The sequence below is a fragment of the Thermithiobacillus plumbiphilus genome, from assembly GCF_038070005.1.
Classification (GTDB): Bacteria; Pseudomonadota; Gammaproteobacteria; order Acidithiobacillales; family Thermithiobacillaceae; genus JBBPCO01.
Map to the genome: position 1 here is coordinate 23,386 of NZ_JBBPCO010000010.1, position 13,088 is coordinate 36,473.

Below are 13,088 nucleotides of genomic sequence, written 5' to 3' on the forward strand. Positions count from 1 at the left end.
TAATCAGCGGTTTCGGGCGGGAATTCACTCTATCCGCATAGATAACACATATTGCCCGCCAGACCAATGTCATGGCGCCAAGGCTTTGCACAACTTTGGAGCACGAAACCACCTGAAACAGGGGGGGTATCCGGCAAAAGTCTTTGTCTATCTCGTAAGACATTGAAATTTCAAAATAAAAAATATTGGCATGGCTTGTGCTAGGTGATGCTACGGCAAGTCCACAAACAATTTCCTGGAGGAATAAGATGCGCAAACAAAACAAAACCCTTGTATCCCTCACATTGCTTGGCCTTGGTCTTTTCTCTGGTTCGAGCACGGCTTTCGCCGAAATCACCGGCAACATCGGCGCCGTGAGCAATTACATTTTCCGGGGATTCAATCAGACCGGCGGCGGCGCGGCGGTTCAGGGCGGCCTGACCTATAACCATGAAAGTGGGCTGTCCCTGGGTTACTGGGGATCGACCGTGGACTACACCGTGGTTGGTGGCCCGGCTTCCTACTCCGGCACGAGCTCAGCACAGATCACCGGCACCGAGAATGATCTGATTCTCAGCTATGGCGGCAAGGTCGGCGAATTTGGTTACGGCGTCGGCGTCATCGGCTATCTCTATCCACAGGCCAATCATAATAACTCCGCCGAGCTGAACCTCAAGCTGGCATACGGGCTGCTGACCTTCAATGCCTTCTATGCCCTGCAGGATGCTTACTGGACCAACCAGGGCGATGTTTATACGAATTTGGCCATCGCCTTGCCCATGCCCAACGATTTCACCTTTGGCGCCAATGCCGGGTACTACTTCTTTGAAAATGAAGGCGACTATCTAACTGGCGGCACCGAATCCAGCAACTTCACCGACGCCACCGTCAGTCTCAGCCATCCCTTGCCGATCAAGGGTGCGAGCATGAGCGTGAACTACACCATAGGCGGCAAGGATCGCTACGATACCGATATTGGCGACAATACCTGGCTGGGTCTGAACCTGGCGTTCTAGCGGCATGACGGCATTCCATCCTGAAGGAGGAAGCACATGAAACTCATCATAGCAATCATCAAGCCCTTCAAGCTCGACGATGTGCGCGAGGCGCTCTCGGAGATCGGTGTGCGCGGCGTCACGGTCACCGAGGTCAAGGGTTTCGGGCGCCAGAAGGGCCACACCGAACTCTATCGCGGTGCTGAATACGTGGTCGATTTCCTGCCCAAGGTGCGGCTCGATGTGGTGGTGCCGGATGACCTGCTGGACCAGGCCATAGAAGGCATCGAACGCGCGGCACGCACCGGCAAGATCGGCGACGGCAAGATCTTCGTCCAGCCCATCGAGCGGGCGGTGCGCATCCGTACCGGCGAAACCGACGGCGAAGCACTCTGAAAATGGAGGGAAAAATGAAAATAATGGCAAACGGCCTGGCCGGTACTTTACTGGCGTTCTGCCTGTTATCAGGCGCTGCACTGGCTCAGGATGCACCGGCCACCCCCGCGACCCCTGATGCCACGACCGAGGCCCCGGCTGCAATGCCTGCACCCGCTCCAAGCCCTGAGGCAGCCGCACCCGAGGCGGCGGCTGCTCCCGCCGAGGCGGACACGCCCACGCTGGATTCGGGCAACACTGCCTGGATGCTGGTGGCCACGGCGCTGGTGCTGCTGATGACCATCCCGGGCGTGGCGCTCTTTTATGGCGGCATGGTGCGTCAGAAGAACGTGCTCGGCACCATGATGCAGAGCTTCGCCATCACCGCCCTGGTGACCATCGTTTGGATGGTGGCTGGCTACAGCCTGGCCTTCAGCGAGGGCGGGCCCTTCGTGGGCGGCTTGAGCAAGCTCTTTCTCAATGGCATCGGCGTGGACAGTCTGAGCGGGACCATTCCGGAAACCGTCTTCATGACCTTCCAGATGACCTTCGCCATCATCACCCCGGCCCTGATCACTGGCGCCTTCGCCGAGCGCATGAAGTTCTCGGCCCTGCTGTGGTTCATGGGGCTGTGGTCGCTGCTGGTCTATGCGCCCATCACGCACTGGGTCTGGGCCTCGGATGGCTGGCTCTTCGCCAAGGGGATTCTCGACTACGCTGGCGGCACGGTGGTGCACATCAATGCCGGGGTCGCGGGACTGGTGGCCGCCCTGGTGCTGGGCAGGCGCATCGGTTACAAAAAGGAGCCCATGCCGCCCCATAACCTGATTCTGACCGTCATTGGCGCCTCGATGCTGTGGGTGGGCTGGTTCGGCTTCAATGCCGGCAGTGCGCTGGCGGCGGATGGCCGTGCGGGTATGGCCATGGCGGTGACACAGATCGCCACGGGCGCCGCGGCACTGGCCTGGATGTTTGCCGAATGGATGAGCCACAACAAGCCCAGCGTGCTCGGGATCGCTTCAGGTGCGGTGGCGGGCCTGGTGGCCATCACTCCGGCTTCAGGTTTCGTCGGCCCCATGGGCGCATTGGCCATCGGTCTCGTTGCCGGCGTGGTCTGCTTCTGGGGGGCGACCAGCCTCAAGAATGCGCTGGGTTATGACGACTCCCTGGATGCCTTTGGCGTGCATGCCATCGGTGGCATCGTCGGCGCGATCCTGACCGGTGTCTTCGCGGTCAAGGGCATCGGTGGTACGGCGGGCCTGCTGGAAGGCAATGCCGGCCAGGTCGTGACGCAACTCATCGGCGTCGGCGCCACCATCGGCTACACCGTGGTGCTCACCTTCGTCATCCTCAAGGTGCTGGACCTGGTGATGGGCCTGCGCGTGGCGGAAGAAGCCGAGCGCGAGGGTCTGGACGTCAGCCAGCATGGTGAACGCGTTTACAGTAGCTGACCCACGTCTCTCCTCAGCGTGGCTTGGGTGGACAGGTGACTGTCCACCCTTTTTATTGGCTTTCAGCCGGCATCGGCTATGGCATACTAGGGGCATGCGTCTTTTCGACAGCCATGCCCATTTCGACGATGACAGCTTCGACGCCGATCGTCCGGCTGCCCTGGCGCGCGCGCGTGAGGCCGGTGTGATCGCGCAGCTCGTGCCCGCCATCAGCGCCCGGCTCTGGCCGCGCCTGCGCGAGGTCTGCAATGCCGATGAGCATTTGTACCCGGCCTATGGCCTGCATCCGGTGTATCTGCCCGAGCACCAGCCGGCGCATCTGGATGCCCTAGGTGACTGGCTGGCGAGTGAGTCGGCAGTGGCTGTCGGCGAGATCGGTCTGGATCATTATCTGCCGGAGCTCGATCGTGATCGGCAGAAATACTATTTTGCGGCGCAACTGGGCATTGCCCGGGATCTGCATCTGCCGGTGGTGGTGCATGCCCGCCATGCCGTCGAGGATGTGTATCTGACCTTGCGGCGCTTTCCGGGCGTCACTGGCGTCATTCATAGTTTCGCCGGCAGCGAGGAGCAGGCGCGCCGGCTCATGGACCTGGGTTTTTGCTTTGGTTTTGGCGGCCCGCTGACCTACCCTGGCGCGCACCGCCTGCATCGGCTGGTCAAAAGCCTGCCGCAGGATCGTTTGCTGCTGGAGACCGACAGCCCCGACCAGCCCGACGCCGGGCATCGGGGTTGCCGCAACGAACCGGCCTATCTGCCCGCAGTGCTTGCCGCCCTGGCACAATGGCGCGAGGCGGATCCGGCAGAATTGGCCGAGGCCACGTTTCGCAATACCCTGAAGCTCTTTCACCTGGACGATCTCTATGAATCATCCCTTTGCCCGCACTGAAATCCTGATCGGTCCCGAGGGCCTGGCCCGGCTCGCCGGCAAGCACGTGCTCATCGCCGGTCTCGGCGGGGTGGGTGGGGCGGCGGCCGAAGCCATCGCCCGCAGCGGGGTGGGCGAGATCACCCTGCTCGATCATGACGTGGTCAGCATCAGCAATCTAAATCGTCAACTGGTGGCCCTGCATTCCACCCTCGGCCAGCCCAAGACCGAGTCAATGGCGGCGCGCATCAGGGACATCAACCCCGACGCCCGGCTGCATGTGCGTACCGAGTTTCTGCAAAAACAGGAAGCCGCGGCGCTGGTGGCAAATGGCAATTTCGACTTCGTGCTCGACTGCATCGACAGTCTCGCCTGCAAGACCGCGCTGGTGGTTGCCTGCCTGAGCCAGGGCGTGCCCGTGGCGTCGAGCATGGGGGCCGGCGGGCGGCTGGATCCGTCGCGCGCGCGGGTGAGCACCCTCGAAAAGACCAGTGTCTGCGGCTTGGCCCGGGAGATGCGCGCCAACCTGCGCAAGTTGCGCCTGCGCGCAAACTACCCGGTGGTCTACTCCGACGAGATCCCGCGTCCGCCGCTGCCGCCTCAGCCCATCGACGGCCCCATTCCGAGCCGCCCGCGTGCCGTCAACGGCACCATCTCCTACATGCCCTCGCTGTTTGGCTTCATGCTGGCTGGAGTCGCCGTGCAGCACCTGCTGTCAGGTTCGGATGCTTGAAAAAACGTGTCGGCATTTGACGGTCATGCATGGTAAAACCCGCAAAATAGGCTATAGCTAAGAAAAAGGCCAAAGCGCGGGGACTGCCAGTCAGGGTCGGTCCAGGGGGGAAGAAACAATGAAATTCATGAGTCCGGAGTGGATCCGCGCGGTGTCAAAACAGTGGAACACTCACGACGAAATGCAGAGCATGCTGAAAAACTTCAATGCCACCATCGAATACAGTGTCGAGGATCGGCCGGACATGCCGCCGGTGATGATGTTCGTGAAGGCCGGCAAGGCCATCTATGCCGGGCCCTCGGATGGTCGGCGGCGTGACTTCATCATCTCCGCGAAGCTCGAGAACTGGCAGAAACTCATTACCGGCGAGATGAGCGGCAAAATGGGGCTGATGACCAAGCGCATCAACTTCAAGGGCTCGATGATGACGGCCATGAAGTACATGACCCCTTTCAATATCCACATGAGCATCATGGGTGAAATCCCCGCCAGCTTCGATCTCTAGACCAGGCAGGAATCGCCATGTCCTTTCAGTTTACCGTCGATCCCAATTATTCAGGCAAGAACCTGCCTGGCTGGTATCTGATGAATACCTACCTGCAAAAGCAGCTTGGCATCGGCCTGCGCTTTTCGCCCTTCAATAGCTTTGACGAGGCCCGCAATGCCGTGCTCGCCGGCCAATTCGATCTGGTCTACGCCAATCCCTTCGATGCCGTGCAGTACATCCAGAAGCTCGGCTTTCAGTCCCTGGCCAAGCCCGCCGAGCACTTTGACGAGGTTCTGCTCTGCAGCCAGGCTGGAGGACCGCTGGGCAGCTATGCCGATCTGCCCGCCGAGATCCGGGTGGCCTCGGCCTCGGAAAAGACCCTGATACACATGGTCGGACTCTTCCTGCTCGACAAGGCGGACATCGACCGGGCCCGCCTGCGCTTTGAGTATACCGAGAGCTATCAGGGCGTGATCAAGGCCCTGATCCAGGGGCGGGCCGATCTCGGCTTCGTGTTCAATGAGGTGCATGGCGCGGCCTCGGGCCTGATCCGCGACCGACTCCAGGTGATCGACCAGTCCGATGACGCCTTCGCCTTTCATTCCTTCTGCATCAGTCCGCGTCTTGCCGAACATGCCGATGCCATCCGCGAGACGCTGGTGGGTATGCGTCAGGACGAGAAAGGCCAGGCGCTGCTCAAGGACATCGGTTTCCTGGGATTCGAGGCGGTAACGCCGGAGGAAATCGACTGCCTGACCATGCTGGCCGATGAGTACATCAGCGGGCACGAGGCCATCGATCTGGCCGCCACGTCCAGTCTTGCGCTGGATGCATCCGCCTTTGTCGTGGCACGCGAAGAGGATGACTGATCGGGAGGGAAATCCCGCCCTTTCAGACCGCCTGGGTATTTTCAGCCTTGGCCTGAGGCCGGTTCAGGCTGCATCCTGTCAGGGTGTCCATGACTCAGGCTAAAGTCCCAGGTAACGTTTTCACCTCTTGCCTCATTTCTGCTATATTCCAGTAGCTCTGCCATAAGGCTATTCTCATATCAGGACCCCGACTTGGGTCGGAACTCTGAGAAAATATGCTGGTCCAATTGCGCTTGATGATCCTGGATCTTCTTTGGTCCCGGTTATTTCTGTCCAGAGCCCGTCTTGCAGGAAGTTGTGACGCCTTTTGTGAAAATCGCGCGCGCTTCGGGCGCTGAACCTGAATAGGTCGCCTAATTTGAATATTGCCTTCTTGCGCAATCAGAACCTGACTCGCGGCTTTTCAGCCAAACCCGTTTTCCTGCAGAAAAGCCAGTCCCTGCCTGCGTGGCTGATTGCCGCGCCGTTGTTGCTGCTGCTCGTGATGCATCTGGCTTACTGGACCTGGACTTTCGCACAGCCCAGGGCGTCCGTCTCAGGGCGGTCTTCCACGCCGGCTGCCGTGTCGGTCAATGTCGATGCCATTCTCCAGAGTGGCCTTTTCGGCAGTTCCCGCAGCGAAGCCCCTGGGGCCGTTGCCGAGGTACCCGCCATCCCCCTGGAATTGCAGGGCGTTTTCAGTGGCAGCGGTCGCTTCCCGGGCTACGCCATCGTGAATGCGGAGGGCACGGCGCAGATCGTGCGCGAAGGCGGGGAGATCGCATCGGGCATCAAATTGCTCAAGGTGAGCCCGGATCGGGTGACCATCCTGCGCGGGAATAGGGAGGAGACCCTCGAATTCCCGACGGCGGCTGGCAGTCAGCCTGCAGATGTATCTGCCGTGGGCGCGCCGGCTGCTGCCCAGCCCAGGAACGTCACCGTGCCGCGCGCCCTGATCAACAGTGCAATGCGTGATCCGGCGCAATGGATTCGCGCCGGGGTGCTGGCGCCAAATCCCGGCGGCGGGCTGAAGGTGGTTTCGGTGGCGGGTGGCGGGCTCTACCAACGTCTGGGCCTGCAGGGTGGCGACGTCATCCAGTCCATCAATGGCCAGCCGGTGACCAGCCCGGATCAGGCCCTGACCCAGGCCCGCAATGGCATCAGCGCTGGCAGTCTGCGCATCGACGTGCTGCGCAATGGCAGCATTCAGCAATTGAGTTACAGCTTCAGCTAGCTTTGGCCAAAAATGTGGAAAGACATAAGGAGGCAAGAATGCAGGCGATCGGCTCCGGTAATGGTGATCTGATGAGCGTGGTGAACTGATGGTCAGCCAGATCAGGCGGGGGCTTTCCACGTTGTTTCTGCTGGGCGTGATCTGGCACGGAAGTGTCTGGGCCGCCCAGGACCGGGTCACGCTGAATTTTCAGAATGCCGACATCGAATCCGTGGTGAAGATGATGTCGCAGATCACAGGAAGGAATTTTCTGCTGGACCCGCGTGTCAAAGGCAACGTGACCATTATCTCCAGCACGCCCATCCCCCGCGACCAGGCCTATCAGGTGTTCCTTGCCGCCCTGCGTGTGCAGGGTTTCGCGGCCGTGCAGGGGAGTGGCGTGACGCGCATCCTGCCGGAAACCGATGCCAAGCTGATGGCGACTCCCACCTATCTGGGCAAACAGCCGGGCAGCCGCGGTGACCAGATCATCACCCAGATCTATCAGCTGCAGAACGAGTCCGCGGCACAGCTGATGCCGGTACTGCGGCCGCTGGTGTCGCCCAATAACTACATGGCGGCCTATCCCGGCACCAATACCCTGGTGATCACCGATTACGCCGACAACGTGCGGCGCATCACCAGCATCGTTTCCGCCATCGACCGTCCCCGTAGCCGCGCGGACATCAACCTGGTGCGGCTCAAGCACGCCTCGGCGGTGGACATGGCGCAGCTCCTGTCGCGGCTAATGACCGACAACAATACCCAGGGCGGGGGCGGCGCGCCGGTCCAGCCGGGTGCCCCCGCAGGTGCTGTGCCGGCACCGATGCCCGAGCTCGGGGGGGAGGCCAGTTCTCTGTCCATCGTGCCGGACATGCGTACCAACAGTCTGCTGGTGCGTACCCAGAATCCTGGCCAGTTGCTGCGCATCCGGGCACTGGTGGCAACCCTTGACGTGCCGGCCAGCGGCTCGGGCAACATCCATGTGGTTTACCTGCGCAATGCCGAAGCGGGCAAGCTCGCGCAGGTCCTGCAGGGGCTGATCACCGGTCAGATGCGCAACGTGCCGGCCGGAGACAGTGGTAACACCGATGCCGGTGGCGCCGGGGCGACACCGGCTGCAGCGCCGGGCGGGGCTGCTGGCGCGGCCGGGCGTCTCGCCGGACCGGAAACCGTGATGGTACAGCCCGATGAGGCGACCAATTCGATCATCATCACCGCGCCGGATGGCATGTACAACGCCCTGCGCTCGGTCATCGACAAGCTCGACGTGCGCCGCGCCCAGGTCTACGTCGAGGCCCTGATTGCCGAGGTAAGCGAGGAAAAGGCCGCCGAGTTCGGCATCCAGTGGCAGGGGACCCGGGATGTCGATGGCAATCTTGTGTTCGGCGGCACCAACTTCAATGGCCCCAGTGGCATCCGCGGCATCTCGTTCAATCCCGGTAATCTCGCCAATGTCGGGGATGGTCTGACCCTCGGCGTGATTCGCGGCAGCCTCAATATCGGCGGCCTCAATGTTGTGAATATCGCGGCACTGGCGCGGGCGCTGGAATCGGATGCCAATGCCAACATTCTCTCCACGCCCAATCTGCTGACCCTGGACAATTCCGAGGCCAAGATCGTGGTGGCCCAGAACGTGCCCTTCGTGACTGGCAGCTATGCCCAGGCGACCGCCACCGGCACCGGGGCCGCGGTCAATCCCTTCCAGACCATCGAGCGCCGGGATGTCGGCCTGACCCTGAAGATCCGGCCGCAGATCAGCGAGGGCGGCGGCATCACCCTGCAGATCTACCAGGAGGTGTCAAGCCTGGCTCAGGCCGTGGCGACCAACGTGCGTCCCGCCGACATCATCACCAACAAGCGTTCCCTGGAGTCCAAGGTCCGTGTCGACGACGGCAACATCATCGTGCTCGGCGGGCTCATTCAGGACAGCCTGGACGACGGCCGGCAATCTGTTCCCATCCTGGGACAGATCCCGGTGTTGGGCAATCTGTTCCGCTACAACACGCGCCGGCACAGCAAGACCAATCTGATGGTCTTCCTGCGGCCGGTGGTCATCCGTGATCCGGTGGTCGGGCAGGGTCTGACCCAGGATCGTTACGACTACATCCGCGGGCAGCAGATGAACATGTCCGTGGAAAGCCATCCCGTCCTGCCCTACGTGGCCCCGCCGCAGTTGCCGCCCTTCAAGGTCAATCCGCCTTCCCCGGAGAGCACCCGGGAGCCGCGTGACGACAGATCCGGCAGGGATGACGCCAGACAGCAGGGCGGCACTGAGGAACAAACGAAATGACCGAGTTGAACACATCGGCCCGGGCGGTGCCTCTCGAATCCGAGCGGGTGGCCGTGCGGATCGGCGCTGGTGAGGCCGGGCCCGTCGAGAATGGCCAGCCCAACACGCCGGACAGCCACTGGGCCCAGAAGCTGCCTTATCACTTCGCCCGCAACAAGGGCGTAGTGGTGGCGGGCGAGCATGACGGCCTGCTGGAAGTCTGGGCACGCGCCTATCCCGCACCCGCGGTGATGGCCGAGCTGCGCCGGACCCTGGGGCGTCCCCTGAGCGTGCGCATCCTCGATGTGGCAGCATTCGATACGGCGCTGAACCAGGCCTATGAGCGGCGCGACAATGCCGCCGAGCGCCTGATCGACGACATGGGCGACAATCTCAACCTGGAGCAGCTCGCCCAGGAGATTCCCGAGATTTCCGACCTGCTGGAAGCCGAGGACGACGCGCCGATCATCCGCCTGATCAATGCCCTGCTGACCCAGGCCATGCGCGAAAATGCCTCGGACATCCACATCGAGGCCTTCGAGGAAAGATCCGTGGTGCGCTTTCGGGTGGACGGCGCCCTGCGCGACATCGTCTCGCCCCAGCGTGCCCTTCATGCCGCCATGGTGTCGCGCATCAAGGTGATGGCGCAGCTCGACATTGCCGAAAAACGCCTGCCCCAGGATGGACGCATCGGCCTGAAGCTGGCCGGCCGGCCGGTGGACGTGCGCGTGTCGACCCTGCCTACCGGGCACGGCGAGCGGGTGGTGCTGCGTCTGCTCGACAAGCAGGCCGGGCGCCTGGACCTGGATCGCCTCGGCATGCCGGCGCCGACGCTCCGGGCCCTGGACAGCCTGATCCGCCAGCCACATGGCATCATCCTGGTGACCGGCCCGACCGGTTCGGGCAAGACCACCACGCTGTATGCCGCCCTGTCACGGCTCGATACCGAATCCCTCAACATCATGACGGTGGAGGATCCGATCGAGTATGACCTGTCCGGGGTCGGGCAGACCCAGGTCAATCCGCGCATCGATCTCAGCTTCGCCCGCGCCCTGCGCGCCATCCTGCGTCAGGACCCGGATGTGGTGATGATCGGCGAGATCCGCGATCTGGAGACCGCGCAGATAGCGGTGCAGGCCAGTCTCACCGGGCACCTGGTGCTGGCCACCCTGCATACCAACGATGCCGTGGGCGCCGTCACCCGGCTGGCGGACATGGGGGTCGAACCCTTCCTGCTGGCCTCCAGCCTGATTGGGGTACTGGCGCAACGCCTGGTGCGCAAGCTCTGCCCGATCTGCAAGGAGGCCTATCAGGCCGACGAGCGGGAACGCGCTGTCGTTGGCCATCCCCTGCCCGCTGGGCTGATCTATCGCGCCAAGGGTTGCCCGGCCTGTGGCCAGACCGGTTACCAGGGACGCAGTGGTATCTACGAGCTGATCACGATGGATGACACCCTGCGCCGGCTGGTCCATGACGAGGCTTCCGAGCAGGATCTGCGTGACCATGCCCGCAAGCAGGGCATGCTGTCGCTGCGCGAGGACGGCATGCGCTATGTTGCCGAAGGCGCGACCTCGATCGAGGAAGTCCTGCGCGTCGCCCGGAGCTAGGCCATCATTCCATGAGACAGGTGCCGAGGATTGCTGATGGCGGCCTTTGAGTTCGAGGCGATGGGGCAGAATGGCCGTACCCAGCGCGGCGTGCTGGAAGGCGATACCGCAAGGCAGGTTCGCGTGGCGCTGCGGGAGCGCGGCCTCATCCCAGTGCGGGTCGAGCCGATCCGCAGCGAGCGGAGTGGAAGTGGCGGCACGATACGCTTGCGCCGGGGCCTGCCCGCCGCGCAGCTGGCGCTCGTCACCCGCCAGTTTGCCACCCTGCTGGCGGCCGGCCTGACGATCGAGCAATCCCTGAATGGGCTCATCGAACAGAGCGAATCGCCCCGCGCGACACAGATTCTGGCCGGGGTTCGCACCGGCGTGCTGTCGGGCCAGTCCCTGGCAGTTGCCATGGGCGCCTATCCGGCGGCCTTTCCCGAGATCTATCGTACCCTGATCCGTGCCGGTGAGAGCTCCGGGCGTCTGGACTCGGTGATGCTGAGTCTGGCGGATTATACCGAGGACCGACAGGCCCTGCGCCAGAAGGTCGTGCTGGCCATGGTCTATCCTGCACTGGTGAGCCTGGTGGCCATCGCCGTGGTGCTTGGCCTCCTGACCTATGTGGTGCCGCAGGTGGTGCAAGTCTTCGAAAGTACCGATCAGGTCCTGCCGCTGCTCACCCGCATGCTGATCGGCCTGAGCGATTTCCTGCGTGCCACCGGCATCTACTGGCTGATACTCTTTGCGGTCCTGGCGGTGATTGGTCTGCGCCTGCTGAGAAAGCCCGCCTGGCGCTGGCGCCTGGATACCTTTCTGTTGAAGGTGCCGGTGGTCGGGCGCCTGATTCGCGGGCTCAATGCCGCGCGTCTGGCCAGCACCCTGAGCATCCTGGTCGGCGGTGGGGTGCCCCTGCTGTCGGCCCTGCAGGCCGCCCAGGGCGTGGTCAACAACCTGCCCATGCGCGAGGCCCTGGAAGAGGCCGAGCGCCAGGTGCGCGAGGGCGGCAGCCTGCATCGGGCACTCAAGCGCAGTGGCCGTTTCCCGCCGATGATGGTGCATCTGATCGGCAGTGGCGAGGCCAGTGGCCAGCTCGGCCCTTTGCTCAGCCGCGCCGCGGATCAGCAGCGCCGCGAGCTGGAGGGCTGGGTCGGCGCCCTGACCGCCCTGCTGGAGCCCATGATGATCCTGACCATGGGTGGCGTGGTGCTGACCATCGTGCTGGCCATCCTGATGCCGATCTTTGAAATGAACCAACTGGTAAAATAGGGAGCACGACGCAGTGAATGACCGTAACAGAGCGCCGAATGGCATGCGAATCACAGAGGGTGGTTTCACCCTGATCGAGATCATGGTGGTGGTGGTGATTCTCGGCATTCTGGCGGCGCTGGTGGTGCCCAAGATCATGAGCCGCCCGGATGAGGCCCGCATCGTCGCGGCGCGTCAGGACATCAGTGGCATCATGCAGGCGCTCAAGCTCTACAAGCTCGACAACTACCGCTACCCCACCACGGAGCAGGGTCTGCAGGCGCTGGTCAGCAAGCCCGGCACCCCGCCGGTTCCCGCGAACTGGAAGGCCGGCGGCTATCTGGACAAGTTGCCGCGCGACCCCTGGGGACAACCCTATCAATACCTCAGTCCCGGTGTGCACGGCGAGGTCGATGTGTTTAGCCTGGGGGCCGATGGCGCGCCCGGCGGCGAGGGCAGTGATGCGGATATCGGCTCCTGGAACACTCAGTAAGCTGGCCTGAGGCCATGTACCGTCAGCGCGGCTTCACGCTGATCGAGATCCTGGTCGTGCTGGTACTGATCGGTATCACGCTAGGGCTGGTGGGCATCAATCTCATGCCCGACCAGCGTCGTGAGCTCGGCGAGGAGGCGCAACGCCTGGCGCTCCTGATCGAACAGGCACAGGAGGAGGCCGTGCTGAGCGGCAATACCCTGGGTTTCGAGCTGTCCGCCAATGGCTACCGCTTCGTTCGGGAGAATGCAGCCGTGAGCGATGTTCCCGGAGACACGGACAAGCCGGCCTGGTCGGTAGTGGAGGACGATGAACTCCTGCGCCCCAGGCAGTGGCGGGCCGCGATAGCCGTCGAAGCGCTGAGCATCAACGGCCAGCCGGTACCCTTGCCGATGAAGTCACCCCTGCTGTTGAGTCCGACGGGTCTGGGCGAACCCTTCGAGCTCGATCTCGCGCTGGAAGGTTACCGGATCCAGCTGGCGGGAGATGGCCGACGCGTGCGGGTCGTCTCCGCGACGGCGCCGGGATGAGGTCTGC

The 13,088-nt window shown here is 62.9% G+C and carries 13 protein-coding genes; all 13 read left to right on the forward strand.

The features are described 5' to 3' along the window. The first annotated feature begins 248 nt into the window (after positions 1-248). The 13 genes from WOB96_RS10410 to gspH all read left to right on the forward strand — a co-directional run bounded on the left by WOB96_RS10410 (position 249) and on the right by gspH (position 13,081). Positions 249-995, forward strand: a complete 747-nt coding sequence (locus tag WOB96_RS10410) for a TorF family putative porin (RefSeq protein ID WP_341371229.1) — start codon at positions 249-251, stop codon at positions 993-995. Between the two features lie 36 nt (positions 996-1,031). Beyond that, positions 1,032-1,370 (forward strand): P-II family nitrogen regulator, encoded by a 339-nt coding sequence (locus tag WOB96_RS10415; protein WP_341371230.1) that lies wholly within the window; start codon positions 1,032-1,034, stop codon positions 1,368-1,370. A 14-nt stretch (positions 1,371-1,384) separates the two neighbouring features. Next, complete coding sequence (locus WOB96_RS10420; protein ID WP_341371231.1) at positions 1,385-2,800, forward strand: ammonium transporter; 1,416 nt, start codon at positions 1,385-1,387, stop codon at positions 2,798-2,800. A 94-nt stretch (positions 2,801-2,894) separates the two neighbouring features. Further along, entirely contained in the window at positions 2,895-3,689 is a 795-nt protein-coding gene (locus WOB96_RS10425) for a TatD family hydrolase (protein ID WP_341371232.1), read from the forward strand. Continuing rightward, positions 3,664-4,401: a tRNA threonylcarbamoyladenosine dehydratase gene (locus WOB96_RS10430; RefSeq protein ID WP_341371233.1), complete on the forward strand. Its 738-nt coding sequence runs from the start codon at positions 3,664-3,666 to the stop codon at positions 4,399-4,401. Before WOB96_RS10425 ends, WOB96_RS10430 begins: the two co-directional genes overlap by 26 nt. Before the next feature lie 118 nt (positions 4,402-4,519). Next, a complete protein-coding gene (locus WOB96_RS10435) occupies positions 4,520-4,906 on the forward strand; it encodes an SCP2 sterol-binding domain-containing protein (protein ID WP_341371234.1) in 387 nt (128 codons plus the stop codon). 17 nt (positions 4,907-4,923) lie between these two features. Further along, entirely contained in the window at positions 4,924-5,757 is an 834-nt protein-coding gene (locus WOB96_RS10440; protein ID WP_341371235.1) for a phosphate/phosphite/phosphonate ABC transporter substrate-binding protein, read from the forward strand. A 358-nt stretch (positions 5,758-6,115) separates the two neighbouring features. After that, the gene (locus WOB96_RS10445; RefSeq protein WP_341371236.1) at positions 6,116-6,970 is read left to right on the forward strand and encodes a type II secretion system protein N; all 855 of its coding nucleotides are present in this window, start codon (positions 6,116-6,118) and stop codon (positions 6,968-6,970) included. A gap of 88 nt (positions 6,971-7,058) precedes the next feature. Beyond that, positions 7,059-9,242 carry a type II secretion system secretin GspD gene (gene gspD, locus WOB96_RS10450; RefSeq protein WP_341371237.1) on the forward strand — a complete coding sequence of 728 codons (2,184 nt, stop codon included), beginning with the start codon at positions 7,059-7,061 and terminating at the stop codon, positions 9,240-9,242. After that, entirely contained in the window at positions 9,239-10,828 is a 1,590-nt protein-coding gene (gspE, locus tag WOB96_RS10455; RefSeq protein ID WP_341371238.1) for a type II secretion system ATPase GspE, read from the forward strand. The genes gspD and gspE overlap by 4 nt, the downstream gene beginning before the upstream one ends. Positions 10,829-10,864: 36 nt before the next feature. Further along, the gene (gene gspF, locus WOB96_RS10460; protein ID WP_341371239.1) at positions 10,865-12,079 is read left to right on the forward strand and encodes a type II secretion system inner membrane protein GspF; all 1,215 of its coding nucleotides are present in this window, start codon (positions 10,865-10,867) and stop codon (positions 12,077-12,079) included. Between the two features lie 43 nt (positions 12,080-12,122). Beyond that, positions 12,123-12,551 carry a type II secretion system major pseudopilin GspG gene (gene gspG / locus WOB96_RS10465; protein WP_341371240.1) on the forward strand — a complete coding sequence of 143 codons (429 nt, stop codon included), beginning with the start codon at positions 12,123-12,125 and terminating at the stop codon, positions 12,549-12,551. A gap of 14 nt (positions 12,552-12,565) precedes the next feature. After that, positions 12,566-13,081, forward strand: coding sequence for a type II secretion system minor pseudopilin GspH (gspH, locus tag WOB96_RS10470; RefSeq protein WP_341371241.1), 516 nt, complete (start codon positions 12,566-12,568; stop codon positions 13,079-13,081). Positions 13,082-13,088: the final 7 nt, after the last annotated feature.